Genomic DNA, 23,336 nt, shown 5'->3' on the forward strand with positions numbered 1-23,336 from the left:
ACGTATCCGGCAGCACACACGAGTGGAGGAAGTACATGTTCTGGAAGATCGTCGGCGGCCTGCTCCTGGCGTGGGTCGCGTTCATGGTGATCGGTTCGGTCATCGGCTTCCTCGTCGAAGCGGTGTTCTGGATCGCGCTGATCGCCGGTGCCGGCTTCCTCGGCGCGGCGGCCTACGGCGCGCTCAAGGGCGGCGACAAGAAGCGGATCGGCTCGTAACAGCGGATCCGACCGATGGCGGCCCGTGACGGCCGGTGACGGTCGACGCGTGAACCGTCACTGTCGGGGTGCGCGCATACCCTCGCCGGGTGGAGCGGACCCCCCTGGAAGCGAGCCGGGTCGACCCGGCTGATTGGCACCTGCTGCTGGGAGCGTTGCGGTGCCGGTTCGAGGCGGGGTCGTTCGCCGACGCAGCCGCGTTCGTTGCGGCCGTCGGCCGGCTCGCCGACGACCACGGCCGTCATCCCGACGTCGACCTGCGCGCCCGGCACGTCCGGCTCGCGCTGCGCAGCCCCGCGGGCGGCGTCACCGACCGGGACGTCCGGCTCGCCGAACGGATCAGCACGCTCGCGGCCGACCACGGACTCACTCCGCACCCGGCGCTGCTGCAGGCCGTGGAACTGGCACTCGACACACCCGCGCCCGGCACGGTCGGCCCGTTCTGGGCGGCCGTTCTCACCGGTGAGACCGAACGTGACACCGCCGTCGACGTCGTCGACCCGCTCCCGGAACTGCCGCCCTTGGGATTCGACAGGCTGTGGTTCCAGCCGACCGACTCGACCGCACCCGATCGGCAGCGTTTCCACCTCGACGTCACCGTGCCGCCGGAGGAGGCCGACCGGAGGGTGGCCGCGGCCGTCGACGCGGGCGGTCGGGTCGTCGACGACAGCCACGCCCCGGCGTTCGTCGTGCTCGCCGACCCGGACGGCAACCGGGTCTGTATCTGCACCGAACTGGGCCGCGACTGAACCGCGGGCATCCGCCGCGAATCCGCCTACAGCAGCAGCGACTTGGCGGCTTCGGCACCCGGCCACAGTTCGGCGCGTAGTCCCGCCGCGCGGGCGGCGTCGACGTTCGCCGTGCGGTCGTCGAAGAACAGGCAGTCACCCGCTGGGCAGCCCAGTCGCTGCACCAGCAGTCGGTAGATCTCCGCGTCCGGCTTCGCCATGCCGACGTCGCCGGAGAAGAGCAGGTGCTCGAAGCTCCGGGTCCACGGCTGCTTCTCGGCGTGCCGCGCGAACGAGGCGGGCGCGTTCGACAACAGCGCGAGGCGCCTGCCCGAGTCGGCCAGGGTTTCCACGAGTGCCTGGGCGTCCGGGTCGAGCTCGGACCAGCCGCGCGCGTCGATCTCGGTCAGTTCGCGGACGGCCCCGTCGTCGACCTCCGTGTCGACGGTGTCGGCCACGGCCTGCCAGTACGCGACGTCGTCGGCACCGCGGTCGTACGGATCGCGGTGCGCCCAGTAGGCGGGTTCGAACGTGGCGGGCGGCACGTCCAGTTTGCCTGCGAGCTCGGGTAGCGCCGTCGTCCTGCGGCACAGCACCTCGCCGTAGTCGAACACCACCCAGCCGGTCATCCGCGTTCCTCCTTGAGGCGCCGCAGCGCCTCCTCGACGTCGTCGTCGCTCACATCGCGGTGCAGGACGAACCGCACCTTCCCCGCCATCGGCAGTGCCAAGATCCCCTTGCTGCGCAGGCGTTCCAGCGCGAGCGCCACATCGGGCACCGCGGCGAGCAGAATGTTGGTCCGCGGCGCCTCGACGTCCCAGCCGAGCTCGCCCAGCCCCGCCGCGAGGGCACGGGCGTTGGCGTGGTCCCGCTCGAGTTCCTCGACCCGGTCCAGTGCCACCAGCCCCGCGGCCGCCAGCACGCCGCCCTGCCGGACGCCGCCGCCGAGCATCTGCCGCATCCGCCGGGCGCGTTCGACGAACTCGGCGTCACCCGCGACGACCGAGCCGACCGGCGCGCCGAGTCCCTTCGACAGGCACGCCGACACCGAGTCGACGCCGACCGTCAGTGCCGCGGGCGGCAGGTCGAGCGCCGCGGCGGCGTTCCACAGCCGCGCGCCGTCGAGGTGGACGTTCAGACCACAGTCGCGCGCGGTCGCGACCAGTTGCGCGTGCTCCTCGGGCGGGGTGATCGCGCCGCCCGCCGCGTTGTGCGTGTTCTCCAGCGACAGCAGCGTGGTGCGCAACGTGTAGTACGGGCCGTTGGGCGGACCCGCCGCGGCGCGAACCGTGGCGGGGGTCGGCCTGCCGGGGCCTGCGTCGTGGTCGAGCGGGTCGGGCATGCCGCCCGCGAGCCAGGCCGCGGAGCCGAGCTCGTTGGTCAGCACGTGCGCCCCGCGCGGCGCGAGGAACCGGTCGCCCCGCTGCAGGTGCAGCGACAGCGCGATGAGGTTCGCCATGGTGCCGCTCGGCGTCCACAGCGCGGCCTCCATGCCGAGCATGTCCGCGGCGCGCTCTTCCAGTGACACGATCGTGGGATCGCTGTCGATGACGTTGTCGCCGACCTCGGCGCCCGACATGGCCGTGCGCATGGCGTCGTCCGGCGTCGTGATCGTGTCGGAACGGAGGTCGATGGGGGCGGGGGGTCCGGAGGTCACGTTTCGATCACATCACACGTGGTTCGGTGGCCCGAAGTAGGGCTCACCGATTCGTGACGAAAAATGTCGCGAGGGCGTGCAACCGTATAGGCGACAGGTGCCGTCTACGAGGCGCGAACAACTGAGGAACGACCGGAGACCTACCGCGTGGACCCCCGCGACGAGCAGGAGTTCGCGGCGTATTTCGCCGCGAAGCGAGACTCCGTGCGCAGAACCGCGTACATGCTCTGCGGCGACTGGCATCGGGCGGACGACCTGGCACAGACCGCGTTCGTGGCGCTGCACCGGCGCTGGCGCAAGGTCCGTGATCGGGAAGCCCTCGACGCCTACGTCCGCAAGACGCTGGTTCGGGCGGCGATCGACGAGTCGCGGCGCCCGTGGCGGCGGGAACGGCAGACCGAGGATGGTTCGGACCTGCCGGAACCGTCGGCGCCCGGATCGTCGGCCGCTGCCGACCCGCTCGGCGACCGGGTGGCCACGAGGGAGGACCTGCTGGCCGGGTTGCGGCAGGTGCCGTCGAGGCAGCGCGCCGTACTCGTCCTGCGGTACTTCGACGGCCTCGACGTCAGCGGTGTGGCGGGCGTCCTCGGTTGCAGCGAGGGCAACGTCAAGAGCCAGACCGCCCGCGGACTGGCTGCGCTGCGCAAGGCGCTCGGTACGGAGGTGGACGCGCATGGATGAACGGGAACTGGGCGAGCTGTTCCGTTCCGTGCCCGGTGAGCCGCCGCCACCGTCGTTCGACGAGTCGGACGTCGCCCACGCGTCGCACCGGGTCACGGTCCGCCGGCGCGCGATCGTGGGCGGCGCCGCGGCCGCTGTCGTCCTTCTCGGGGGCGGCGGCGTGGTCGCGGGCTCGATGCTCGGCGGCGGTGACGACGGTCGCATGGTGGTGGCGGGTTCGGAACCGTCCAGCACTGGGGGGACGCAGCCTCGCATCGCGCAACCCGGCGACGACACGTCGCGTCCTCAAGAAGGTCACCCCGATGTCCAGGGACTCCCGTCCGCCGAGCCGAAGCAGGGCGGTACGACGGACGGGGATCGCACCCGCGGGTGCGATCAGGTCGACCGGGAGCTCGCCACCGCCCTCGCTGGCGAGCTCCCGGTCACCGCCTCCGACGCCTCGCCGGGACGCATCTGTCCCGACGGGACGACGTCGGCTTCGTTCCGCGTCGACGGTTCCGCGCTGACGGCGGTTCTCGTGCCCGAGGGCACGCAGGTGCAGGTGCCGGGTGGCAGGCCGGACGGTGAGGTCGCGGAGCAGCGCACCGCCAGTGGATCGACGTTGGTGCTGGTGAACGAGCCGTTGACGCGGAGCGGCGCGGACGGTCCCGACGTCGACCGGCTGGCCCAACGCGTCGCGGGTGACCTGTAATCACGGCACGCCGCTCGCACCGCACAGGCGTCGCAGGCCGGGCCGAGTGGCCGAATGTCGGCCGTTCGTCCCGTCCCAGGCGGATACGCCCGATCCGGACGACCGCGAACTGGCACACTTGCCCGCTATGACGTCCGCGAGCACACCGAAGGGTGAACGTCGTCGGAACGCCCTGGTCGAGGCCGCAGCCGAGCTGCTGTCCGAGGGTGGGTTCGACGCCGTCCGGCATCGTGCCGTGGCCGAACGCGCAGGGCTGCCGCTCGCCTCGACGACGTACTACTTCGACTCGCTCGACGAACTCGTCGCCGCGGCGACCGAGCACCACGGACGCGCCGAGCTCGCCGCAGGCCGCGCCCGCCTCGCCGACCTGCCGACCGCCGACCGCGGCATCGACACCGTCGTCGGGCTGGTGCTGGACCAGCTGCTCGGTGAGGACCCCGCGTACGAGGCCGTGCTGCTGCGCTACGAACGGCTCGTCGGCACGGGCCGCCGCTCCTACCTGCGGCCGCTGATGCGCACCCTGTCCGGCGAGCTGCGCGAACTGCTCGCCGAGATCCTCGTCAAGTCCGGCATCGAGGCCGACGAACGTCGGATCGAGCGGATGATCGCCGTGGTCGACGGTGCCGTGGTCAACGCACTCATCGCCGTGGACCCCGATCCGCGCGGCGCCGCCGCCCGCATGCTCCGCGACACGCTGGCCTCCGACGCCGGGTGACCCGCCCGTGTGAACGGCGGACACGGCGGCTCCGCAACGCTCGTCGGGACCGTGATGCAGTTGTGACCTGGGACTCCGGCTAGCCTGGCGTGGTGACCGACAAGCCCGCCATCCCGAACGTGCTCGCCGGCCGCTATGCGTCCGGTGAACTCGTCGCACTGTGGTCCCCGGAACAGAAGGTCCGGCTCGAGCGCGAACTCTGGCTCGCCGTCCTCAAAGCCCAGGCACAACTGGGTGTCGACGTGCCCGACGGGGTGATCGCCGACTACGAACGGGTGCTGCCGGACGTCGACCTCGACTCGATCGCCGCGCGGGAACGCGTCACGCGGCACGACGTCAAGGCCCGCATCGAGGAGTTCAACGCCCTCGCCGGACACGAGCACGTGCACAAGGGCATGACCTCGCGCGACCTGACGGAGAACGTCGAGCAGTTGCAGGTTCGCCGTTCGCTCGAACTGCTGCGCACGCGCACGGTCACCGTCCTCGCGCGCCTGGCGGAACTGGCGACGGAGCACTCCGAACTGGTCATGGCGGGCCGATCCCACAACGTCGCGGCGCAGGCCACGACCCTGGGTAAACGGTTCGCCACGGCCGCCGACGAGCTGCTCGTCGCCTTCGGCCGGCTCGACGACCTCGTCGCGCGCTACCCGCTGCGCGGCATCAAGGGCCCGGTCGGCACCGCGCAGGACATGCTCGACCTGCTGGGTGGTGCCGACGAGCTGGCCGATCTCGAGGCGCGCGTCGCCGGTCACCTCGGGTTCGAACGCGTCATGGACAGCGTCGGCCAGGTGTACCCGCGGTCGCTGGACTTCGACGTCGTCTCCGCGCTCACGCAGCTCGCCGCGCCGCCGTCGAGCCTGGCCAAGACGATCCGGCTGATGGCGGGCAACGAACTCGTCACCGAGGGGTTCCAGCAGGGCCAGGTCGGGTCGTCGGCGATGCCGCACAAGATGAACACCCGCTCGTGCGAGCGCGTGAACGGCCTGGCCGTGGTGCTGCGCGGGCACCTGTCGATGGTCGGTGAACTCGCAGGCGACCAGTGGAACGAGGGCGACGTGTCCGACTCGGTGGTGCGCCGCGTCGCGCTGCCGGACGCGTTCTTCGCGCTCGACGGACTGCTGGAGACGCTGCTGACGGTGTTGCGTGAGTTCGGCGCGTTCCCCGCGGTGGTCGACCGGGAGCTGAACCGCTACCTGCCGTTCCTGGCCACGACGAAGGTGCTGATGGCGGCGGTGCGCGGCGGTGTCGGCCGGGAGACCGCGCACGAGGCGATCAAGGAGAACGCGGTCGCGGTGGCGTTGGCGATGCGCGAGGGGCAGGCTGAGAACGACCTGCTCGACCGCCTCGCGGCCGACGACCGGCTACCCCTCGACAGGGCGAGTCTCGACGAGCTGCTCGCCGACCGGCTGTCGTTCACCGGAACGGCGTCGTCGCAGGTGGAGGCCGTCGCGGCCCGCGTGGCCGACGTCGTCAAGCGGTTCCCCGAGGCCGCCGAGTACGAGCCGGCGCCGATCCTGTGATGTGGGAGTGGGTAGACCCGATCGTGACCTTCTGCAACGATCGACCGGGTGAGCAGTCTCGGATGCGCGTGCATACCGCCGGTGGCGCTACGGCCGCTGGTGCAGCGCAGGCACATCGACTTGCTCCGGGTGAGCTCCGCGCTGTGCCGTCACCGCTGACGCCAGTCCCTGTCCCTTCCCCGGGCCGTTCCGTGCCCGTCAACAGTCACGTCTGAGGTCGGCATGCAAGCGCTCCTGTTCTTCGGGATCGCCGGGTTCCTGGCACAACTCGTGTCCGGCACGCTCGGCATGGGCTACGGCATGACGTCCACGACCGTGCTGATCGCCGCGGGCACGGCACCGGCGATCGCGTCGGCGTCGGCGCACTTCGCCCAGGTCGGCACGTCGTTGGCGTCCGGTGTCTCGCACTGGAAGTTCCGCAACATCGACTGGCGCACGGTGAGCATCCTCGCCGTGCCCGGCGCGATCGGGGCGGCGATCGGCGCGTTCGCGCTGGTGGCGATGTCGACCGACGTCGCGAGTGCGTGGATCAGCGCGTTCCTGTTCCTGCTCGGCCTGTACGTGCTGGTGCGGTTCGCCTTCCTCAAGCTCGGCAAGCTCATCACCGACAAGCGCCCCGGCGCGAAGTTCCTGGCTCCGCTCGGGTTCGTCGCGGGCTTCGTCGACGCGAGCGGTGGCGGCGGCTGGGGCCCGGTGGCCACGACCACGCTGCTGTCGTCGGGACGTCTCGAGCCGCGGAAGGTCGTCGGCTCGGTCAGTGCGGCCGAGTTCGTCGTGACCGTCGCCGCCTGCCTGGCGTTCCTGATCGCCCTCAAGCAGGAGGGCATGAACTGGCTCGTGGTGCTGGGGTTGCTCATCGGCGGGGTGATCGCCGCGCCGATCGGTGCGTGGCTGGCGCATCACCTGCCGCCGCGGGTGCTCGGCACCGCGGCCGGCGGGCTCATCATCCTCGCGAACGCGTGGATGCTGCTGAGCAACCTCGGCCTGCCGTACACGGCCATCGTGGTCTGCTACGTCGGACTGGCCGTGTTCATCGTCACCGCGGTGGTCACGTCGATCCGCTCGATGCGTGAGGAGAAGCGCATCAACGCGCTCGCGGGCGAGGATCTGACCGACTCCGAGGAAGAGGACGAGCCCGCGACCGCCCGCAGCCCCCGGGACGAGCCCGCCGCCGACCGTTCGTGACGGCGACCGGCGCCGTAGCGGCGTCACCCGGCCGGGTGGCCCGGGGTCGGCGTTCGTCGGCGGCGTTTCACCGCAGGCTCACTCGCAGGCCCTCGCGTGGTAATCCCCGACCGGTTTCGTGGGAGTCGTGGAAGCCTCGCTGCTGGTCTCCCTGTCCGGGCCGGGTACGCGCACGCTGGAAGGCTGCGCCGCTCTCGCCGACGAACTCGACACGCGCGGCGTGCCGCTGACCCTGCTGCACACGCCGGGCGGGTCACGTCGCGTCGCCGAATGGGTGCGGGCGCGTGTGACCCGCGGTGACGCGGTGGCGCTGCACGGCTACGATCGCCGCGTTCCCGCCGAGTTCGCCTCGCTGCGCGGCCACGAGGCGGGGTTGCGGCTCATCGCCGCCACCGCCGCGCTCGACGCCGAGAGTCTGCGCACCGATGTGTTCGCCCCGCCCCGTTGGCGCATCACCCCCGAGGGGCGCGACGCGCTGCGCAGTCACGGGTTCACGGTGTGCGCGGAGGACGCCGTGGTGCGCGACCTGCGGCGCGGCGTGGTCGTGCGGGGGCGGGTGCACCGGATCGGCGTGAGCCGGCGGCCCGGGATGCGCCGGACGGCGGTGCGCCGCGGCGCGGCGATGCTGCCGTCGTGGGCGTCGCGCTCCGTGGCGACCCCCACGAGCGAGCAGGAGGACGTCACGGCGGTGCTGCGGGCCGCGCGGCGAGGCGGGCTGGTGCGGATCGCCGTCGACGCGCCCGACACCGCGACACCGGACGGCAGGCGGGCAGTCCTGGACGCCGTCGACGCGGCCCTCCAGGCGTGCGCCCGTCCGCGGACCTACGCCACGCTGGGAGCGTCGACGTCGAGCGTGCGCCCGTCGTCCGCAGGCACCTGACCGCAGGTCCGCGTCAGACAGCCTGCGCCCCTGGCCGGCGTGTGGCCGGGCTGGGACCGTCACACCGCGGTCTGCTCGGCCCGCGGCAGCACCTTCACCTCGGTGCCGTCCGGCGCGAGGTTGGTGAACAGCCCGTGGTGCATGGCCGGGTTCGCGAGCACGGCCTCGTGGATGGGCACGGCCAACCGCGGCGCGACGGCACGCAGGTAGTCGACGGCTTCGGCAGCCTTGAGCCACGGCGCCGCGGTCGGCAGGCCGAGGACGTCGACCTCCTGCTCTGGCACGAAGAACGAGTCGCCGGGGTGGTAGAACGCGCCTTCATCGACGAGGAACCCGACGTTCGGGATCACGGGAATGTCGCGGTGGATCGTCGCGTGCTCGCCGCCCACGACGTCGACCGCCGCGCCGCCCGCTTCGAACGAGTCGCCGGGCTGCACCGTGCGCGATTCGAACCCGATGCCGGCGACGGTGTCTCGCGAGCCCGGGTCGGTGACGAGCTGCGCGCCGGGATTGGCCGACAGCAGTGCGGGCAGCCTGTCGGTGTCGATGTGGTCGTGGTGCTGGTGCGTGATCAGCACGGCGTCCAGGTCGGTGAGGCCTTCGAACCCGGAGGAGAACGCACCGGGGTCGACGAGGATCCGCGCTCGGTCGGTCTCGAGCAGGACGCAGGCGTGGCCGTAGTGGGTGACGCGCATCGGTGGCTCCTCGCACGGGTGACTGCTGGTGCGCCCGCCACGATATCCGCACTCCGGTGCCCCCGAGGCGCACTTGCCCCAAGGCGCCCTTCCGGGCCCACGCTCGTCCGGCTCCGCGGCCTAGTTGGCACGTTGCCAGTAAGTGCGGGTGGTCGTATCCTCGTCGGCATGACCACTGTGCTCACTGGCGAGACGTTCGAGTCGTTCGACCCGGCCACCGGCGAGGTCGTCGGTACCTATCCGGTGCACACCGCCGAACAGGTCCAGGCCGCCGTGGCCAAGGCTCGCGACGCCGCCGCCTGGTGGGAATCCCTGGGGTTCGCAGGCCGGGCCGAACGCCTGGCCGCCTGGCGCGCCGCGTTGGCCCAGCGCATGCCGGAGCTGGGCGCCGTCATCACCGAGGAGACCGGCAAGCCCGCCGGTGACGCACAGCTCGAACTCGTCCTCGCCATCGAGCACCTGGCGTGGGCCGCCAAGCACGCGCGTAAGGTTCTCGGCCCGCAGCGTCGCGCGCCCGGTCTGCTGCTGTCGAACCAGGCGGCGACCGTCGAGTACCAGCCCCTCGGCGTCGTCGGCGTGATCGGACCGTGGAACTACCCGGTCTACACGCCGCTCGGTTCCGTCAGCTACGCACTCGCCGCGGGCAACGCCGTGGTGTTCAAACCGTCCGAGTTCACGCCCGGCGTCGGCAAGTGGCTCGTCGAGTCGTTCGCCGAAGCGGTGCCGGAACACCCGGTGCTCCAGCTCGTCACGGGCCTCGGCGAGACGGGGGCGGCGCTGACGAAGGCGGGTGTCGACAAGATCGCGTTCACCGGGTCGGCCGCCACGGGCAAGAAGGTCATGGCGGCGGCCGCCGAGACGCTGACGCCCGTCGTCATCGAGGCGGGTGGCAAGGACCCGCTGCTCGTCGACGCCGATGCGGACCTCGACGCCGCCGCCGACGCCACCGTCTGGGGCGCGTTCTCGAACGCCGGGCAGACGTGCGCGGGCGTCGAGCGCGTCTACGTGCACGAGCGTGTCCACGACGCGTTCGTCGCCAAGGTCGTCGCCAAGGCCGGGGCCGTCGACGCGGGGAAGCAGTACGGCCCGATGACCATGCCCGCGCAGCTCGATGTCGTCCGCAAACACATCGACGACGCGCTGGCCGCGGGTGGCAGGGCGCTGGTCGGCGGCCGTGACGCCGTGGGCGACCGGTACGTCGAGCCGACGGTCCTGGTCGACGTGCCGGAGGACTGCTCGGCGGTCCGTGAGGAGACGTTCGGCCCGACCGTGACCATCGCCAAGGTCGCCGACATGGACGAGGCCGTCGAGAAGGCCAACGACTCCGCCTACGGACTCGGGTCGACCGTGTTCTCCAAGGCACGCGGCATGGAGCTGGCGCGGCGGTTGCGCACCGGTCAGACGGCGATCAACGCGCCGCTGTCGTTCGCGGGCATCGCCTCGCTCCCGTTCGGTGGCAGCGGAGAGTCCGGGTTCGGCCGCATCCACGGCCCGGAGGGGCTGCGCGAGTTCGCCCGCCCCAAGGCCATCGCCCGTCAGCGGTTCACCGCCCCGATCGCGCTCACGTCGTTCGCGCGGTCGAAGAAGACCGAGGCGATCGTCGGCAAACTCATCGCCAAGCTGCACGGCAAGGGCTGACAAGCCGGAGCAGCCGATCGCCCCGCCCGGTTCCGGCCCGCCGGTCCGCCGCCCGCCTGTGGATCGCCACCCGGCTACGGCGGCGGACGTTGCGGACCTCGACGACCGAGCCCTCGAACCGACACGCCCCACGGCGGATCCGTCGCTGTGTGTCACCAAACGACGGTAGTCGTCCTCCGAATCAGTGAGTCCGACATCTCCGACGCAACCGACGGAATAGGCGCACGTCTTCCGACGTAGAAGTCGGTGTCGACCGACGGGCCGAGGGGCGTCGGGGGTCCCTCGGCCCCGAAGGTCGGCGCCGGCTGCCACTGGGTTACGCTGAACGGGCTATCCGACCTGCGGAAACGTTCTGTTGAACGCAGCGCTTTCGAGACGCAAGGAGCAGCCTGTCGTGGCCCGAGTAGTCGTCGACGTCATGCCCAAGCCCGAGATCCTCGACCCGCAGGGGCAGGCCGTCGCAGGCGCCCTCCCTCGGCTCGGGTTCGACGGGGTGGCCGAAGTCCGTCAGGGCAAGCATTTCGAGCTCGAAGTCGACGACTCGGTCGACGACGACACGCTCGCGAAGATCGCCGAGGGTTTCCTCGCCAACCCCGTGATCGAGGACTGGACGATCCGGCGGGTGGACCAGTGACCGCTCGCATCGGCGTCATCACGTTCCCCGGCACGCTCGACGACGGCGACGCCGCCCGCGCGGTGCGGCATTCCGGTGCCGAGGCCGTCTCGCTGTGGCACGCCGACGCCGACCTCCACGGGGTCGACGCGGTCGTCGTGCCCGGCGGGTTCTCCTACGGCGACTACCTGCGCTGCGGCGCGATCGCCCGGTTCGCCCCCGCGATGACCTCGGTGATCGACGCCGCGGGCAAGGGCATGCCGGTGCTGGGCATCTGCAACGGCTTCCAGATCCTGTGCGAGGCGGGTCTGCTGCCGGGTGCGCTCGTGCGCAACGACAAGCTGCACTTCGTGTGCCGCGACCAGTGGTTGCGTGTCGAGAACACCACGACGTCGTGGAGCACGCGCTACGACTCGGGTGCCGAGGTGCTGATCCCGCTCAAGTCCGGTGAGGGCGGCTACATGGCCGACAAGCCCACGCTCGACCGCCTCGAAGGTGACGGGCGCGTGGTGTTCCGGTACGTCGGCGAGAACCCGAACGGCTCGCGGGGCGACATCGCGGGGATCGCGAGCGAGAGTGGCCGCATCGTCGGTCTCATGCCGCACCCGGAGCATGCGATCGATGCGCTCACCGGCCCGTCCGACGACGGCCTCGGCATGTTCTACTCCGCGCTCGACGCGCTGGGCGCGGTCGCGGCCTGAACCGCGGCACCAGGGAGATCCGCCGCGTCACGTCGTCGCGGCGTCCTGAGCGGAGGCGGTTCGAACCAGTCGCGCGTAGGGCCCGTCGGCGTCGAGCAGCTCGGTGTGACTGCCCAGTTCGCTGATACGTCCGTCCTCGACGACGGCGACGCGGTCGGCGGCGGCCGCGGTGTGCAACCGGTGCGCGATCGCGATCACGGTGCGCCCCTCCAGAACCCGCGCGAGGGTGCGTTCGAGATCCCTCGCCGAGGACGTGTCGAGCAGCGACGTGGCCTCGTCCAGCACGAGCGTGTGCGGATCCGCGAGCACCACCCGTGCGAGCGCGAGTTGCTGTGCGACGGCCGCCGGCACCGCGTGGGCGCCCGTTCCGACAGTGGTGTCCAGCCCGTCGGGCAGCGCGGCCGCCCAGCGGTCGCCGCCCACGGCGCGCAACGCATCCCACAGCCGCTCGTCGGTCCACGAGCCGTCGCCGGGAAGCGTCAGATTGTCCCGTAGTGTGCCCGCGAAGACGTGCTGTTCCTGCGTCAGCAACAGGACCTCCCCACGGAGTACGTCGTCGGCGAGTCCCGACACCTCGGAACCGCCGATCGTCACCGAACCGCGCGTCGGCGCGGAGATCCCCGCGAGCAGCCTGCCGAGCGTCGATTTCCCCGCTCCCGACGGTCCGACGATCGCCAGCCGCTGCCCGCGCGGCACCCGCAGGTCCATACCGCGGAGCACCTCCCTGCCGGGGGCGTAGCTGAAATGCACGTCGCGGAGGTCGATGTCCCTGCCGCTGGGCGCGGCCGCGGTGCGTTCGTCGTCGGGGGCCTGCACACCGAGCACCCTGCGCAGGGCCGTTCCGGCGACGGCCACGTCCTCGAACCACCACAGCAGCTCGTCCATCGGCGTGGCGAGCGCCTGGATGTACAGCACCATCGTGGCGATCGTGCCCAGCTCGACGAGCCCTTGCGCGTAGGCCCAGCCGCCGAGGGCCAGTGTCGCCGCGATCGGCAACGTGTGCGACAGCTCGAGGAACGGTGTCCACCGGGTCTGCATCAGCCGCAGCCGTCGTTCTCCCCGGAGTGCGGTCTGCAGGCTGGTCTCACCGGTGCGTTCGCGGTGGCCGGTCAGGCCGAACGCCTCGGTGGTCCGCGCGCCTTCCGCCGTTTCGTGGGTCGTCGAGTGCAGCACCGCCCACGACCGGAGCATGCGCGCGATGACGTCGGGCGCCCGCCGCAGATACCAGCGGGTCGGGAAGTACACCACCGCGGCCGCGACGAGCAGGGCGAGCGCCAACAGTGGTGACGTCGCGATCATCGCGACGGTCGTGATCGACAGCGTCAGTGCCGACGTCGTGATCGTCGGCACCGCGTTGCGGACGGCGTGGTCGATCCGGTCGACGTCGGAGGTCGCCCTGCTGAGCAGGTCGCCCGTGCCCGCGGTCTCGATGTCGCTCAGCGGCAACCGCAGTGCCTGGCCGATGAGGCCTTCGCGTGCTCCGGCGACGATGCGTTCACCGAGCATGCCGATGCGTGCGCGGGCCGCCTTGCTGAGGGCGGCCTGCACGACGAGTGCCGCGACGAACACGAGCGCGAGGACGTCGATCTCCCCGGTGTCGCCGCCCGCGGTGACGTGGTCGACGAGCGTGCCGAGGATCTGCGGCCCCGCGATCCCCGCCACCGTCGCGACGGTGAACAGTCCTGCGGCGACCAGGAACGCTCCGCGGTGCTGCCGCAGCGTGCCGCGCAGCCAGTTCCGCGTGGCGGCACGGGACGCCAGCGGCAGCGTGCTCGGGATCATCGGTTCGACACCTCCGTGGCCGCGTCCGCGTCGCCGAGCGTCAGATCGCCGAGCGTCAGGTCGTCGGCGGTCACGACGCGGTCGGCCACCGCGGCCCACAGCGCACTCTGCGCGAACACGACCGTCGTCCTTCCCCGTCGCAGCGTCGCGACGCGTTCGGTGATGCGGGCCTCGGTGTGGGCGTCGACCGCCGATGTGGGTTCGTCGAGCACGAGGACGTCGGCGTCGGTCACGAGGGCGCGCGCGAGGCTGAGCCGCTGACGCTGGCCACCCGACACCTCACGTCCGCGTTCGCCGATGTACTCCCCGAGCCCCTCCGGAAGGCCGGCCAGGATGTCATCGGCGTCGGCCGCCCAGAGCGCCTTGTCGACATCACCATCACGCCGGCGAGTCGCGTCGAGTTCGTCGGCGAGGATTCCGGAGAACCACACGTCCTGGTTGTGGGCGTAGACGACGCGTTCGCGCAGCTCGGCGAGCCCTACTCGGTCGGTCGGGATACCGGACAGCAGCGCGGGTGCGCCGTCGCCGGTGAATCTGCTCAGCCGCTCCATGATCGCTTCGGCGTGCTCGCCCGTATCGACGACGGTGAGTTCGCCCGCAGCCGCCGTCAGCCCGGTGGTGGGGTCAGCCACGTCGAGCGGCCCGTCGGGCAGCGTGGCGGGGTGCTCGGGCTCGGGAAGTTGCCTGCGCAGGGACAGTAGCCTGCACACCTTCGCCGCCGACACCAACGCCGAGGCCAGGTCGCCGGTGGCCATGGTCGCGGTTGTCACCGGGATCGCGAGAAACGCCGAGGCGCCGTAGAACGCGACGAGCTCGCCCGCCGTGATGTCGCCTGCCACCGCGAGCCGCGCGCCCAGCCAGGTGATCGCCGTGGTGACGAGGCCGGGCAGCACCACCTCTGCGGCCGCGAGCCACGACTGTGCTCGCGCCACGCCCATCCCCGTGTCGCGCACATGGCCGCTCGCGGCGCGGAACCGCTCGCCGAACTGCCGCTCGCCGCCGACGCCGCGCAGGATCCGCAGCCCGGACACCACGTCCGCGCCGACCGCGCTCATCGCCGATCGCCGCTGGCGCTGCGCGTCGACCTTGCGCTGGATCGGCGCGACGAGTGGACCGATCCCGGCCACTGCCAGCGGTACGCCGACCAGTGCCACTCCTGCCAGTAGTGGTGAGTAACTCAGCAGCGCGACCCCCACGGCGAGGAACGCCACGACCGAACCCAACAGTCGCCCCGACACCTCGAACACGTTGCCGACGCGGCTCAGGTCCGACGAGGAGATCGCCAGCACCTCGCCCGAACTGGCCTGCGCCCGCAGGGAGCCGCCGAGCCGCGCGACGTGTGTCGCCACGAGTCGCTGCGTCGTCGACGCGCCGTGCAACCACATGCCGACGACGGCGAACATCAGCGCGCCTCCGAACACCGCCTGGCCCACACCGATCCCGACGATCAGCGCGAGCCTGCCGACGAGCTCGGCGGTATCGGCGCCCGCGATGCCGCGGTCGATCGCATCGCCGACCACGAGCGGCAGGAACGCGCCCGGCACGAGCCACACCGCGCCGAGTACGGCCGCCGACGCCGCGAGCCACGGTCGCGCACCGAGCACGGCCAGCAGGAAACGCAGCGGGGTCGGCCGCTGCGGGAGTGCCACGTCGGGCGCGGGGTACGGCTTGGTGAGCACGTGGCATCACGTTACGAACGACCCGTGCGGATGGCGAGCGAGTTTCCCGGGGAGGGGCGGTCGATCGGCGGAGCGCCCCGCGCGTCGTCGCGCTCGGGGTCTACTCCGCGTTCGACGCGCCGGGGGCCGTCGCGGCCTGAACCGGCACGGGCGGCACCCCGAGTAGCTTCGGCAGGTCCGCCACGCTCGGCAGTAGGTGCGTGTGAGCCACCGCGCCGAGGTCGGTCGCGGTGTACCCGCCGGTCAGTACGCCGATGACCATGCCGGCGCCCGCGTTGTTCCCCGCCTCGAGGTCGCGGCGGGTGTCGCCGGCGACCACGACGTCCGCCATGGCGTGCACACCGGCACGTTCCATGGCACGGAAGATCATGTAGGGCGCCGGCCGTCCCGCGGGCACGTCGTCGACGCACACGACGGTGTCGAGCACGTCCTGGTCCCAGCCCAGGCCGCGGAGGAGGTCGTCCACCACGACGCCGTCGAACCCGGTCGTCAGCGCCACCTTGACCCCGGCGGATCGCAACGCGGCGAGCGCCTCGGGAACGCCGGGCAGCGGTGTGGGCGGCGTCGCGCGGTAGGCCGCGTCGAGCCTGGCCCGGAAATCCGCGAACCCGGAGTCCACAACGGACACCTCGGGAGCGCTTCCGGTGGTTTCCTGCAACAGGCCCGCGATCGCTTCCCGCTTGTCGGCACCCATCCAGCGCCCGACGTCCGCTCGGGACGGTGAACCACCGGCGGCACGGACAGCCTCCTCCAGCGCGGTATAGACGGCGCCGTGTTCCTCGACGGTGGTGCCTGCGATGTCCAGTACGGCGAGTGCGGTCACGACGCCGACCTCCAGTTCCTGGCGAGTGTGGGGTGTGCTCGTTGGGAGTTCTCGATGGCGAAGCCGACGAGTTCGGGGCGGTACCGGTCGTCGGAGTACTCCACGGGCGTGCCGTCGCTGCCGGTCGCCCTGCGGTGCTCCCGTAGCAGCGGCGCGCCACGCGTGATGCCGAGTAGCTCGCTGTCGGTTTCGTCGGCCGCCACGGCGTCCACGAGGTGGCGCGCGAGACTCATGTCGACGCCCGCTTCGCCGAGGTAGGCGTAGATCGAGCCGGAGTCGCAGTCGTAGTCGAACAGCAACCGGCCCACGGGTTCGATGAACGTCGTGCGCTCGATCATCGTCGGTGTCTCGTCGATGAACCGGAGCCGTAGCAGCTCCACGACGGGTTCACCCTCGTCCAGCTGCAGCGCGTCTGCTATCTCCGCCGACGCCGGCCTGCGCGCGACCTCGAGCGTGCGCTGGCCCGGCGTGCGACCCAGGCCGTGCACCCAGCTCGAGAACGACAGGAACGTCTCGAACGGCTGGCTCAGCACCTGCCGGCGGACGACGGGAGGCTTGCCGCGGCCACCGCCGACCATGCCTTCCGTGCGCAGGGTCGCAAGGGCCTGTCGTACCGGTCCTCGCGAAGCTTCCCACTGTGCGCACAACTGTGATTCGGACGGAAGCGGGGCGCCCACGGGCAGTTCTCCCGAGGAGATCAGGCGGCGCAGGTCGGCGGCGATCTTCTCGTGCAGGGGCGTCTCCATGAAGGTGACTATACATGTGGTGCTGTGGTTTAACCGATGGTGAACAGCGAAAATACAACCAACGTAGACGATTGACGTGCTGATTCCCCGTCGAGCACCTTGCTTGTCATGACAAGTGGTTCGGTGCTCGGCACGGCGGACGTCGTCGTGATCGGGGCGGGAGTCGTCGGGCTCGCGCATGCATACGAGGCGGCGGAACGGGGCCTGTCGGTCGCCGTCGTCGAGCGGGACGCACGGGCGATCGGCGCGTCCGTCCGCAACTTCGGACACGGCTGCATCACCGCGCAGGACGGGCAGGCGCTCGACTACGCACTCGCCTCTCGTCCCGTATGGCTGCGGCTGGCCGAGGAGTGCGGGTTCCGCATCTCCGATGCGGGCACGGTCGTCGTCGCCCGCGCGGACGACGAGTACGCACTGCTCGCCGAACTCGCAGAGCGCAGGGACGGTCAGGTCGACCTCCTCGACGCGCGCGGAGTCCGCGATCGCGTCGAGGTGGACGGTGCCGTGGGCGGAGCCCTGTTGCCGCTCGACATCCGCGTCGACCCGCGTGAGGCCGTGCACGCGCTCGCGGCCTCACTCGCCGACCGCGGGGTGACGTTCCACTGGTCCACCACGGCACACACGATCGGCACTGCCGAGGTCGGCACGAGCAGAGGCGTCCTGCGGGCCCGCCACGTCGTTGTCGCTGTCGGACACGACGTCGACCGGCATTTCCCCGCGCTCGCCGAGAAACGCGACGTCGAACGGTGTTCACTGCACATGCTGCGGGTGGCCGATCCGCACGGACGTGACGTCGACAGCGCTGTGCTGACCGGCTTCTCGATGCTGCGATACCGCGCCTTCGCCGCGTGCCCGAGTCACGCGGCCGTGCGCTCCCGGCTGAACCGTGAGCACCCGGGCCTCGTCGACGCAGGGCTGAACCTGATGTTCACCCAGCTCCCGTGCGGTGACCTGACCATCGGTGACACCCACAGCTACCAGGCCACGGTGTCGCCGTACCGCGCGGAAACCCTCGACGAGCTCGTCCTCGCCGAGACCGCGCGGTTGCTGGGTGTGCGGTCGCTGACCGTGCGCGAACGGTGGACCGGCGTGTACGCGTCGGCGCCCGAACCATTCCTGGTCGAGACCCCGTGCGCCGGCGTCCGCGTCGTCGCCGTGACGTCCGGCATCGGCATGACGACCGCGTTCGGATTGGCTCCGGCCGTGCTCGACGACCTTCTCGCATGACGCCCTGTCAGCTCCCCGTCCCCAAGGAGAGAACCCCCATGCGGTCCCGAATGATCGGACGTTCCGGCCGGCTCGCGGTGCTCGCCGCGTCCGCGGCCCTCGTGCTCACGACCGTCGCGGCCTGCGGCAGCACCCGGGACGGTGCCGGCGGCGCCTGCCCGGACACCGGTGTGCGCTTTGGCATCGAGCCCTACGAGGACCCCGCCAAGCTCAAGCCGGCTTACGAGGTCCTCGCCGGTGCGCTGGAGAAAAAACTCGGCTGCAACGTCGAACTCAAGGTCGTCGACGACTATGCGGGCGAGGTTCTCGCCATGCGGAACGACCAACTCGAGATCGCCCAGTTCGGCCCGCTCGGGTACGTGTTCGCCAGCAGCAAGGCGGATGCGGAACCACTGGTGTCGTTCGCCGACGCCGAGGGCGAGCTCACGACCTACACCGGCGGGATCTGGGTGCCGGAGGGCTCGGACATCCGGGAGGTCGCCGACCTGCGCGGCCGCTCGTTGGCCCTCGGCGAGGTCGGTTCGACGTCCGGCGACGCCCTGCCGCGCTACGCGCTGCGTAAGGCCGGTCTCGCCGAGAAGGACGTCGACATCGACTATGCAGGAGGGCACCCGGAGGCCCTGCTCGCTCTGACCAACGGCAAGGTCGACGCGGCCGAGATCAACAGTCAGCAGCTGGCCTCGGCGAAGGCCGAAGGCTCGTTCGACGAGTCGAAGTACCGGCAGCTGTGGAAGTCCGACCCGGTCCCGAACGACCCGATCACGGTACGCGGCAACCTCGCGCCCGAGTTCAAGGAACGGATCCGGAAGGCGCTGCTCGACCTCTCGCCGCAGGACATCGCGAAGGTGGGCAAGTACCTCGACGTCGACCCGCCCGGCCCGCTGGCCGAGGTCGACAAGAAGACGTACCGGGCGCTGTTCGACCTCGCCACGACGCTCGGCCTGAGCGAGGACGACGCCTGACATGCCCGCACTGCGAATCAGCAACCTGAGCAAGTCGTTCGGCGAGAACCGGGTGCTGGACGGCGTCGACCTGAACGTCGAGCCCGGCGAGTTCGTCGCGGTGCTCGGCGCGAACGGATGTGGCAAGTCGACTGCGCTGCGCTGCGTCGTCGGTCTGGAACAGCCGGACTCCGGGGAGGTCGACGTCGACGGACGTCCCGCGATGGTCTTCCAGCGGATCCACCTGGTGCACAGGAGGACCGCGCTCGACAACGTATGCGCGGGGGCGCTGGGCCGACTGCCGCTGAGCCGGTCCATCACGCCGCGTCTGTTTCCCCGAGAGCTGCGGGAGGAAGCGATGTGGTGTCTGGAGCGGGTGGGGCTCGCCGACCACGCGGGCGAGCGCGCCGTCCGGTTGTCGGGCGGACAGCAACAGCGCGTCGCGATCGCACGAGCGCTGTGTCAGCGCACGAACGTGCTGCTCGCCGACGAACCGGTCTCGGCCTTGGACCCGAGCGCGGCCGTGAACATCAGCGAGCTCCTCGGCCGCCTCGCCGAGGAGGGCCTGGCCGTCGTGGCGGTGTTGCATCAGCCGCAGCTGGCCACCCGGTGCGCTCACCGCGTCGTGGGCCTGAGCGGTGGGCGCGTAGCCGTCGACCGGTCGGCCGCGGCGGTGTCGCAGGCCGAGGTCGACGCACTGTACGTTCCGGGAGGAGTGGCCGTATGACCGTCACCTCGCAGGAGCCGGGCCCACCGCGGAGAACGGCGCCCCCACGGCGGTCACGGCCGTCGCCGATCGCGCTCGGCATCGCCGGCCTGATCGTCGCCCTGCACGTCGTCGCGTGGAACGCCACGGGCTTCTCGCCGGCCGCACTGGTGGCGGGTTGGGAAGGCATCGCGGACTTCTTCGACGAGGCGCTACCACCCGACCTCTCGTGGGCCGACGTCGTGAAGCCCAGCATCGACGCCGCTGTCGTGACCCTCGGGATCGGCCTGCTCGGCACCACCTTCTCGGTGCCGTTCGCGCTGGTCCTTGCGCTGCTCGCCGCGCGGGCGACCACCCGCGGCTCGATCACGTACCAGGCGGCGCGCTCGGTGCTCTCGTTCCTGCGGGCGGTGCCCGACGTCGTGTTCGCGCTCGTGTTCGTCACCGCCGTGGGGCTCGGGCCCTTCGCAGGCGTGCTCGCGCTCGTGTTCCACAACACGGGCGTCATGGGCAAGCTGTGGGCCGAAGCGATGGAGGAGTCCGACCTCGGTACGCGCGACGCGCTCCGGGTGGCGGGCGCGACCCGGACCCAGCAGGCCGTGCACGCGGTCCTGCCCACGACCCTGCCGCAGCTGGTCGGCCTCCTGTTGTACCGGTTCGACGTCAACGTGCGGTCCTCACTCGTCCTCGGGCTCGTCGGCGCGGGCGGCATCGGGTTCTTGATCAACCAGTCCATCAAGCTGTTCCGGTTCGACGAGATGGTTACGCATCTGCTCGTCGTGCTCGCGCTGGTGATCGTGGTCGACCAGTTGTCGGCGCTCATCCGCCGGCGACTGGGGGCGTGAGCACCGGCTGTGGTCGTGAGCACCATTCCGAATTGCAGGCGGGTGACCTGCGGCGATGCGTGGTGATCGTCTTCGGTGGACCGCCCGGCCGGCCGTCGGCCGCGCGCGGGGCCCACGTAGGCTTGGGGACGTGGCCACCGAGACGACTCTGATCGACACCACCGCCCACGCCGCGGAGACGCCCGAGACCGCGCAGCCGTACGCCGAGCTGGGCCTCGCCGACGACGAGTACCAGCGCATCCGCGAGATCCTCGGCCGTAGGCCCACCGAGGCCGAGCTGGCGATGTACTCGGTGATGTGGAGCGAGCACTGCTCGTACAAGTCGTCGAAGCGACACCTCGGTTACTTCGGCGACACGACGACGCCCGAGATGCGGGAGAAGATGCTCGCGGGCATCGGCGAGAACGCGGGCGTCGTCGACGTCGGTGACGGCTGGGCCGTGACGTTCAAGGTCGAGAGCCACAACCACCCGTCCTATGTGGAGCCGTACCAGGGCGCGGCGACCGGTGTCGGCGGCATCGTGCGCGACATCCTCGCGATGGGTGCGCGCCCGCTCGCCGTGGCCGACCCGCTGCGGTTCGGGCCCGCCGACGCCGAGGACACGCGCCGCGTGCTGCCCGGGGTGGTCGCGGGCGTCGCGGGCTACGGCAACTGCCTCGGCCTGCCGAACGTCGGCGGCGAGGTCGTGTTCGACAAGACCTACGCGGGCAACCCGCTCGTCAACGCCATGTGTGTCGGTGCGATGCGGGCCGAGGACCTGCACCTGGCGCACGCGTCCGGCGCCGGAAACAAGATCATCCTGTTCGGTGCGCGGACGGGTCTCGACGGCATCGGCGGCGTGTCCGTGCTGGCGAGCGCGACGTTCGACGGCGACGAGAGCGCCGGCGGCCGCAAGAAGTTGCCGAGCGTGCAGGTCGGCGACCCGTTCACCGAGAAGGTGCTCATCGAGTGCTGCCTCGAACTGTTCGCCAAGGACGTCGTCGTCGGCATCCAGGACCTCGGCGGTGCCGGCCTGTCGTGCGCGACGTCCGAACTGGCGGCGGCGGGCGACGGCGGCATGTACGTCGATCTGGACCGTGTTCCGCTGCGTGCCGAGGGCATGACGGCGGCCGAGATCCTGTCGAGTGAGTCCCAGGAACGCATGTGCGCGGTCGTCGCACCGTCCGATGTGGACGCGTTCATGGAGATCTGCCGCAAGTGGGACGTCATCGCCACGGAGATCGGCGAGGTCACCGACGGCGACAACCTCGTGATCAGCTGGCACGGCGAGACCGTCGTGGACGTGCCGCCGCGGACCGTCGCGCACCAGGGCCCGGTCTACGACCGACCGTACGCGCGGCCCGCCTCGCAGGACGCCATCCAGTCGGCCACTCCCGACTCGCTGACTCGTCCGTCCACTCCGGATGAACTCAGGGAGACGTTGCTGCGCCTCGTGTCGTCGCCGGACCTGGCGTCGCGGGAATGGGTCACCCAGCAGTACGACCGCTACGTACGCGGCAACACCGTGCTCGCACAGCCCGCGGATTCCGGCATGATCCGCGTGGACGAGTCGAGCTCGCGCGGGGTTTCGGTGTCGACCGACTGCAACAGCCGCTACGTCTACCTCGACCCGTACCGGGGTGCGCAGTTGGCTCTGGCCGAGGCCTACCGCAACGTCGCCGCGGGTGGGGCCCAGCCGCTCGCCGTGACGAACTGCCTCAACTTCGGCTCCCCCGAGGACCCGGGCGTGATGTGGCAGTTCGAGCGCGCCGTCCACGGCCTGGCCGACGGCTGCGCCGAGCTGGGCGTGCCCGTGACGGGCGGCAACGTCAGCTTCTACAACCAGACCGGTGACACGGCGATCCTGCCGACTCCGGTGGTCGGCGTGCTCGGCGTGATCGACGACGTGCGCCGGCGCATTCCCACCGGCATCGGCAACGAGCCCGGCGAAACGCTGCTGCTGCTCGGCGACACGCGCGACGAGTTCGGCGGCTCGGTGTGGGCCCACGTCGTCCACGGCCACCTGGGCGGAACGCCGCCCGAGGTCGACCTGGAACGTGAGCGCCTGCTGGCCGAGATCCTCGTCGCGGGCTCGCGTGACGGCATGATCTCCGCGGCCCACGATCTGTCCGACGGCGGGCTGGCGCAGGCCGTCGTCGAGATGGCGCTCGTCGGCCAGTGCGGCGCGCGGCTGCTGCTCGACCCCGACGCCGACCCGTTCGTGCAGCTGTTCTCCGAGTCCGCGGGCCGGGTGCTGGTCGCCGTGCCGCGGACCGAGGAACTGCGGTTCACCGAGATGTGCAGCGCGCGCGGCGTGCCGTGGCGCAAGTGCGGTGTCGCCGACGAGCAGTCGAACCAGTTGGAGATCCAGGACGTCGCCACCTTCGGGCTCGACGAGCTGCGCGAAGCCTGGGAGGGCACGCTGCCGAAGCTGTTCGCCTGAGCACGACCGGTACGCGAGCGACGGCTGAGCCGAGAACCGCCCCGTGGTCCGAAGTGGACCGCGGGGCGGTTTTTCGTGGGCGCCCGGTCGACACGCCCGATCGCGGCGTTCGGGGGACGCAGCCGTGCGGTCGGTCGTCGCCGCGAGATCGGCGACGCACCCAGCCGTCGTCGCTCAGCAGGAACGAACCCGCCCGGCGACTCCACGTCACCGGGCGGGTTCGGTCGTGCTGTTTCGACAGCG

At 71.3% G+C, this 23,336-nt stretch carries 24 protein-coding genes; 17 read left to right on the forward strand and 7 right to left on the reverse strand.

Going from position 1 to position 23,336, the window contains the following annotated elements; genetic code table 11:
• Window positions 1–35: 35 nt before the first annotated feature.
• A complete protein-coding gene (locus tag FHS23_RS04395) occupies window positions 36–218 on the forward strand; it encodes a hypothetical protein (RefSeq protein ID WP_183648125.1) in 183 nt (60 codons plus the stop codon).
• 89 nt (window positions 219–307) lie between these two features.
• The gene (locus FHS23_RS04400; protein ID WP_183648128.1) at window positions 308–967 is read left to right on the forward strand and encodes a VOC family protein; all 660 of its coding nucleotides are present in this window, start codon (window positions 308–310) and stop codon (window positions 965–967) included.
• 26 nt (window positions 968–993) lie between these two features.
• On the opposite strand, the gene FHS23_RS04405 is transcribed toward FHS23_RS04400, so the two are convergent.
• Both FHS23_RS04405 and FHS23_RS04410 read right to left on the reverse strand, forming a co-directional pair.
• Window positions 994–1,575, reverse strand: coding sequence for an HAD family hydrolase (locus FHS23_RS04405; protein ID WP_183648131.1), 582 nt, complete (start codon window positions 1,573–1,575; stop codon window positions 994–996).
• Window positions 1,572–2,603, reverse strand: a complete 1,032-nt coding sequence (locus tag FHS23_RS04410; protein WP_183648134.1) for a GntG family PLP-dependent aldolase — start codon at window positions 2,601–2,603, stop codon at window positions 1,572–1,574. The genes FHS23_RS04405 and FHS23_RS04410 overlap by 4 nt, the downstream gene beginning before the upstream one ends.
• A 147-nt stretch (window positions 2,604–2,750) precedes the next feature.
• Here FHS23_RS04410 and FHS23_RS04415 point away from each other — a divergent pair, with 147 nt between their 5' ends.
• The 7 genes from FHS23_RS04415 to FHS23_RS04440 all read left to right on the forward strand — a co-directional run bounded on the left by FHS23_RS04415 (window position 2,751) and on the right by FHS23_RS04440 (window position 8,275).
• Window positions 2,751–3,284, forward strand: coding sequence for a SigE family RNA polymerase sigma factor (locus FHS23_RS04415; RefSeq protein ID WP_183648137.1), 534 nt, complete (start codon window positions 2,751–2,753; stop codon window positions 3,282–3,284).
• On the forward strand, window positions 3,277–3,975 hold the full coding sequence (locus tag FHS23_RS04420; RefSeq protein WP_183648140.1) for a hypothetical protein: 699 nt from the start codon (window positions 3,277–3,279) through the stop codon (window positions 3,973–3,975). Before FHS23_RS04415 ends, FHS23_RS04420 begins: the two co-directional genes overlap by 8 nt.
• A gap of 127 nt (window positions 3,976–4,102) precedes the next feature.
• On the forward strand, window positions 4,103–4,690 hold the full coding sequence (locus FHS23_RS04425; RefSeq protein WP_183648143.1) for a TetR/AcrR family transcriptional regulator: 588 nt from the start codon (window positions 4,103–4,105) through the stop codon (window positions 4,688–4,690).
• A gap of 92 nt (window positions 4,691–4,782) precedes the next feature.
• Window positions 4,783–6,210 carry an adenylosuccinate lyase gene (purB, locus tag FHS23_RS04430; protein ID WP_183648146.1) on the forward strand — a complete coding sequence of 476 codons (1,428 nt, stop codon included), beginning with the start codon at window positions 4,783–4,785 and terminating at the stop codon, window positions 6,208–6,210.
• A gap of 81 nt (window positions 6,211–6,291) precedes the next feature.
• Complete coding sequence (locus FHS23_RS23870) at window positions 6,292–6,369, forward strand: putative leader peptide (RefSeq protein ID WP_425501102.1); 78 nt, start codon at window positions 6,292–6,294, stop codon at window positions 6,367–6,369.
• A gap of 63 nt (window positions 6,370–6,432) precedes the next feature.
• The gene (locus FHS23_RS04435; protein WP_183648150.1) at window positions 6,433–7,395 is read left to right on the forward strand and encodes a sulfite exporter TauE/SafE family protein; all 963 of its coding nucleotides are present in this window, start codon (window positions 6,433–6,435) and stop codon (window positions 7,393–7,395) included.
• 127 nt (window positions 7,396–7,522) lie between these two features.
• On the forward strand, window positions 7,523–8,275 hold the full coding sequence (locus FHS23_RS04440; protein ID WP_343053635.1) for a DUF2334 domain-containing protein: 753 nt from the start codon (window positions 7,523–7,525) through the stop codon (window positions 8,273–8,275).
• 59 nt (window positions 8,276–8,334) lie between these two features.
• On the opposite strand, the gene FHS23_RS04445 is transcribed toward FHS23_RS04440, so the two are convergent.
• Window positions 8,335–8,970: an MBL fold metallo-hydrolase gene (locus FHS23_RS04445; RefSeq protein WP_183648154.1), complete on the reverse strand. Its 636-nt coding sequence runs from the start codon at window positions 8,968–8,970 to the stop codon at window positions 8,335–8,337.
• 168 nt (window positions 8,971–9,138) lie between these two features.
• On the opposite strand from FHS23_RS04445, the gene FHS23_RS04450 reads away from it, so the two are divergent.
• The 3 genes from FHS23_RS04450 to purQ all read left to right on the forward strand — a co-directional run bounded on the left by FHS23_RS04450 (window position 9,139) and on the right by purQ (window position 11,922).
• Window positions 9,139–10,608, forward strand: a complete 1,470-nt coding sequence (locus tag FHS23_RS04450) for an aldehyde dehydrogenase family protein (protein WP_183648157.1) — start codon at window positions 9,139–9,141, stop codon at window positions 10,606–10,608.
• A 394-nt stretch (window positions 10,609–11,002) separates the two neighbouring features.
• On the forward strand, window positions 11,003–11,242 hold the full coding sequence (gene purS / locus FHS23_RS04455) for a phosphoribosylformylglycinamidine synthase subunit PurS (protein ID WP_183648160.1): 240 nt from the start codon (window positions 11,003–11,005) through the stop codon (window positions 11,240–11,242).
• The gene (gene purQ / locus FHS23_RS04460; RefSeq protein ID WP_183648164.1) at window positions 11,239–11,922 is read left to right on the forward strand and encodes a phosphoribosylformylglycinamidine synthase subunit PurQ; all 684 of its coding nucleotides are present in this window, start codon (window positions 11,239–11,241) and stop codon (window positions 11,920–11,922) included. The genes purS and purQ overlap by 4 nt, the downstream gene beginning before the upstream one ends.
• Before the next feature lie 27 nt (window positions 11,923–11,949).
• Here purQ and FHS23_RS04465 read toward each other — a convergent pair whose 3' ends face one another.
• The 4 genes from FHS23_RS04465 to FHS23_RS04480 form a co-directional block, all read right to left on the reverse strand.
• Complete coding sequence (locus tag FHS23_RS04465) at window positions 11,950–13,704, reverse strand: ABC transporter ATP-binding protein (RefSeq protein ID WP_183648167.1); 1,755 nt, start codon at window positions 13,702–13,704, stop codon at window positions 11,950–11,952.
• The gene (locus FHS23_RS04470) at window positions 13,701–15,383 is read right to left on the reverse strand and encodes an ABC transporter transmembrane domain-containing protein (RefSeq protein WP_183648170.1); all 1,683 of its coding nucleotides are present in this window, start codon (window positions 15,381–15,383) and stop codon (window positions 13,701–13,703) included. The genes FHS23_RS04465 and FHS23_RS04470 overlap by 4 nt, the downstream gene beginning before the upstream one ends.
• Before the next feature lie 100 nt (window positions 15,384–15,483).
• Window positions 15,484–16,206: a phosphonatase-like hydrolase gene (locus FHS23_RS04475; protein ID WP_183648174.1), complete on the reverse strand. Its 723-nt coding sequence runs from the start codon at window positions 16,204–16,206 to the stop codon at window positions 15,484–15,486.
• Window positions 16,203–16,952, reverse strand: a complete 750-nt coding sequence (locus tag FHS23_RS04480; RefSeq protein WP_183648178.1) for a GntR family transcriptional regulator — start codon at window positions 16,950–16,952, stop codon at window positions 16,203–16,205. The genes FHS23_RS04475 and FHS23_RS04480 overlap by 4 nt, the downstream gene beginning before the upstream one ends.
• Before the next feature lie 108 nt (window positions 16,953–17,060).
• Here FHS23_RS04480 and FHS23_RS04485 point away from each other — a divergent pair, with 108 nt between their 5' ends.
• Genes FHS23_RS04485 through purL form a run of 5 tightly spaced genes read left to right on the forward strand, consistent with a single transcriptional unit; the run spans window position 17,061 to window position 23,093 of the window.
• Window positions 17,061–18,179, forward strand: a complete 1,119-nt coding sequence (locus FHS23_RS04485) for a TIGR03364 family FAD-dependent oxidoreductase (RefSeq protein ID WP_183648181.1) — start codon at window positions 17,061–17,063, stop codon at window positions 18,177–18,179.
• Window positions 18,180–18,217: 38 nt separating this feature from the next.
• On the forward strand, window positions 18,218–19,141 hold the full coding sequence (locus FHS23_RS04490; RefSeq protein ID WP_246381321.1) for a phosphate/phosphite/phosphonate ABC transporter substrate-binding protein: 924 nt from the start codon (window positions 18,218–18,220) through the stop codon (window positions 19,139–19,141).
• 1 nt (window position 19,142) lies between these two features.
• Window positions 19,143–19,847 carry a phosphonate ABC transporter ATP-binding protein gene (locus FHS23_RS04495; RefSeq protein ID WP_183648194.1) on the forward strand — a complete coding sequence of 235 codons (705 nt, stop codon included), beginning with the start codon at window positions 19,143–19,145 and terminating at the stop codon, window positions 19,845–19,847.
• Entirely contained in the window at window positions 19,844–20,671 is an 828-nt protein-coding gene (phnE, locus tag FHS23_RS04500; protein ID WP_183648197.1) for a phosphonate ABC transporter, permease protein PhnE, read from the forward strand. The genes FHS23_RS04495 and phnE overlap by 4 nt, the downstream gene beginning before the upstream one ends.
• Before the next feature lie 55 nt (window positions 20,672–20,726).
• Complete coding sequence (gene purL, locus FHS23_RS04505; RefSeq protein WP_183648200.1) at window positions 20,727–23,093, forward strand: phosphoribosylformylglycinamidine synthase subunit PurL; 2,367 nt, start codon at window positions 20,727–20,729, stop codon at window positions 23,091–23,093.
• Window positions 23,094–23,336 lie beyond the last annotated feature (243 nt).

It is taken from the genome of Prauserella isguenensis, from assembly GCF_014191605.1.
Taxonomy (GTDB): Bacteria; Actinomycetota; Actinomycetes; order Mycobacteriales; family Pseudonocardiaceae; genus Prauserella; species Prauserella isguenensis.

Coding starts and splice junctions, on each gene's coding strand:
- purL (WP_183648200.1), top strand. CDS start 20,727: ATGCGTGGTGATCGTCTTCGGTGGACCGCCCGGCCGGCCGTCGGCCGC.
- FHS23_RS04435 (WP_183648150.1), top strand. CDS start 6,433: ATGCAAGCGCTCCTGTTCTTCGGGATCGCCGGGTTCCTGGCACAACTC.
- FHS23_RS04405 (WP_183648131.1), bottom strand. CDS start 1,575: ATGACCGGCTGGGTGGTGTTCGACTACGGCGAGGTGCTGTGCCGCAGG.
- FHS23_RS04450 (WP_183648157.1), top strand. CDS start 9,139: ATGACCACTGTGCTCACTGGCGAGACGTTCGAGTCGTTCGACCCGGCC.
- FHS23_RS04485 (WP_183648181.1), top strand. CDS start 17,061: ATGACAAGTGGTTCGGTGCTCGGCACGGCGGACGTCGTCGTGATCGGG.
- FHS23_RS04445 (WP_183648154.1), bottom strand. CDS start 8,970: ATGCGCGTCACCCACTACGGCCACGCCTGCGTCCTGCTCGAGACCGAC.
- FHS23_RS04490 (WP_246381321.1), top strand. CDS start 18,218: ATGCGGTCCCGAATGATCGGACGTTCCGGCCGGCTCGCGGTGCTCGCC.
- FHS23_RS04425 (WP_183648143.1), top strand. CDS start 4,103: ATGACGTCCGCGAGCACACCGAAGGGTGAACGTCGTCGGAACGCCCTG.
- phnE (WP_183648197.1), top strand. CDS start 19,844: ATGACCGTCACCTCGCAGGAGCCGGGCCCACCGCGGAGAACGGCGCCC.
- FHS23_RS04395 (WP_183648125.1), top strand. CDS start 36: ATGTTCTGGAAGATCGTCGGCGGCCTGCTCCTGGCGTGGGTCGCGTTC.
- FHS23_RS04420 (WP_183648140.1), top strand. CDS start 3,277: ATGGATGAACGGGAACTGGGCGAGCTGTTCCGTTCCGTGCCCGGTGAG.
- FHS23_RS04465 (WP_183648167.1), bottom strand. CDS start 13,704: ATGATCCCGAGCACGCTGCCGCTGGCGTCCCGTGCCGCCACGCGGAAC.
- FHS23_RS04495 (WP_183648194.1), top strand. CDS start 19,143: ATGCCCGCACTGCGAATCAGCAACCTGAGCAAGTCGTTCGGCGAGAAC.
- FHS23_RS04480 (WP_183648178.1), bottom strand. CDS start 16,952: ATGGAGACGCCCCTGCACGAGAAGATCGCCGCCGACCTGCGCCGCCTG.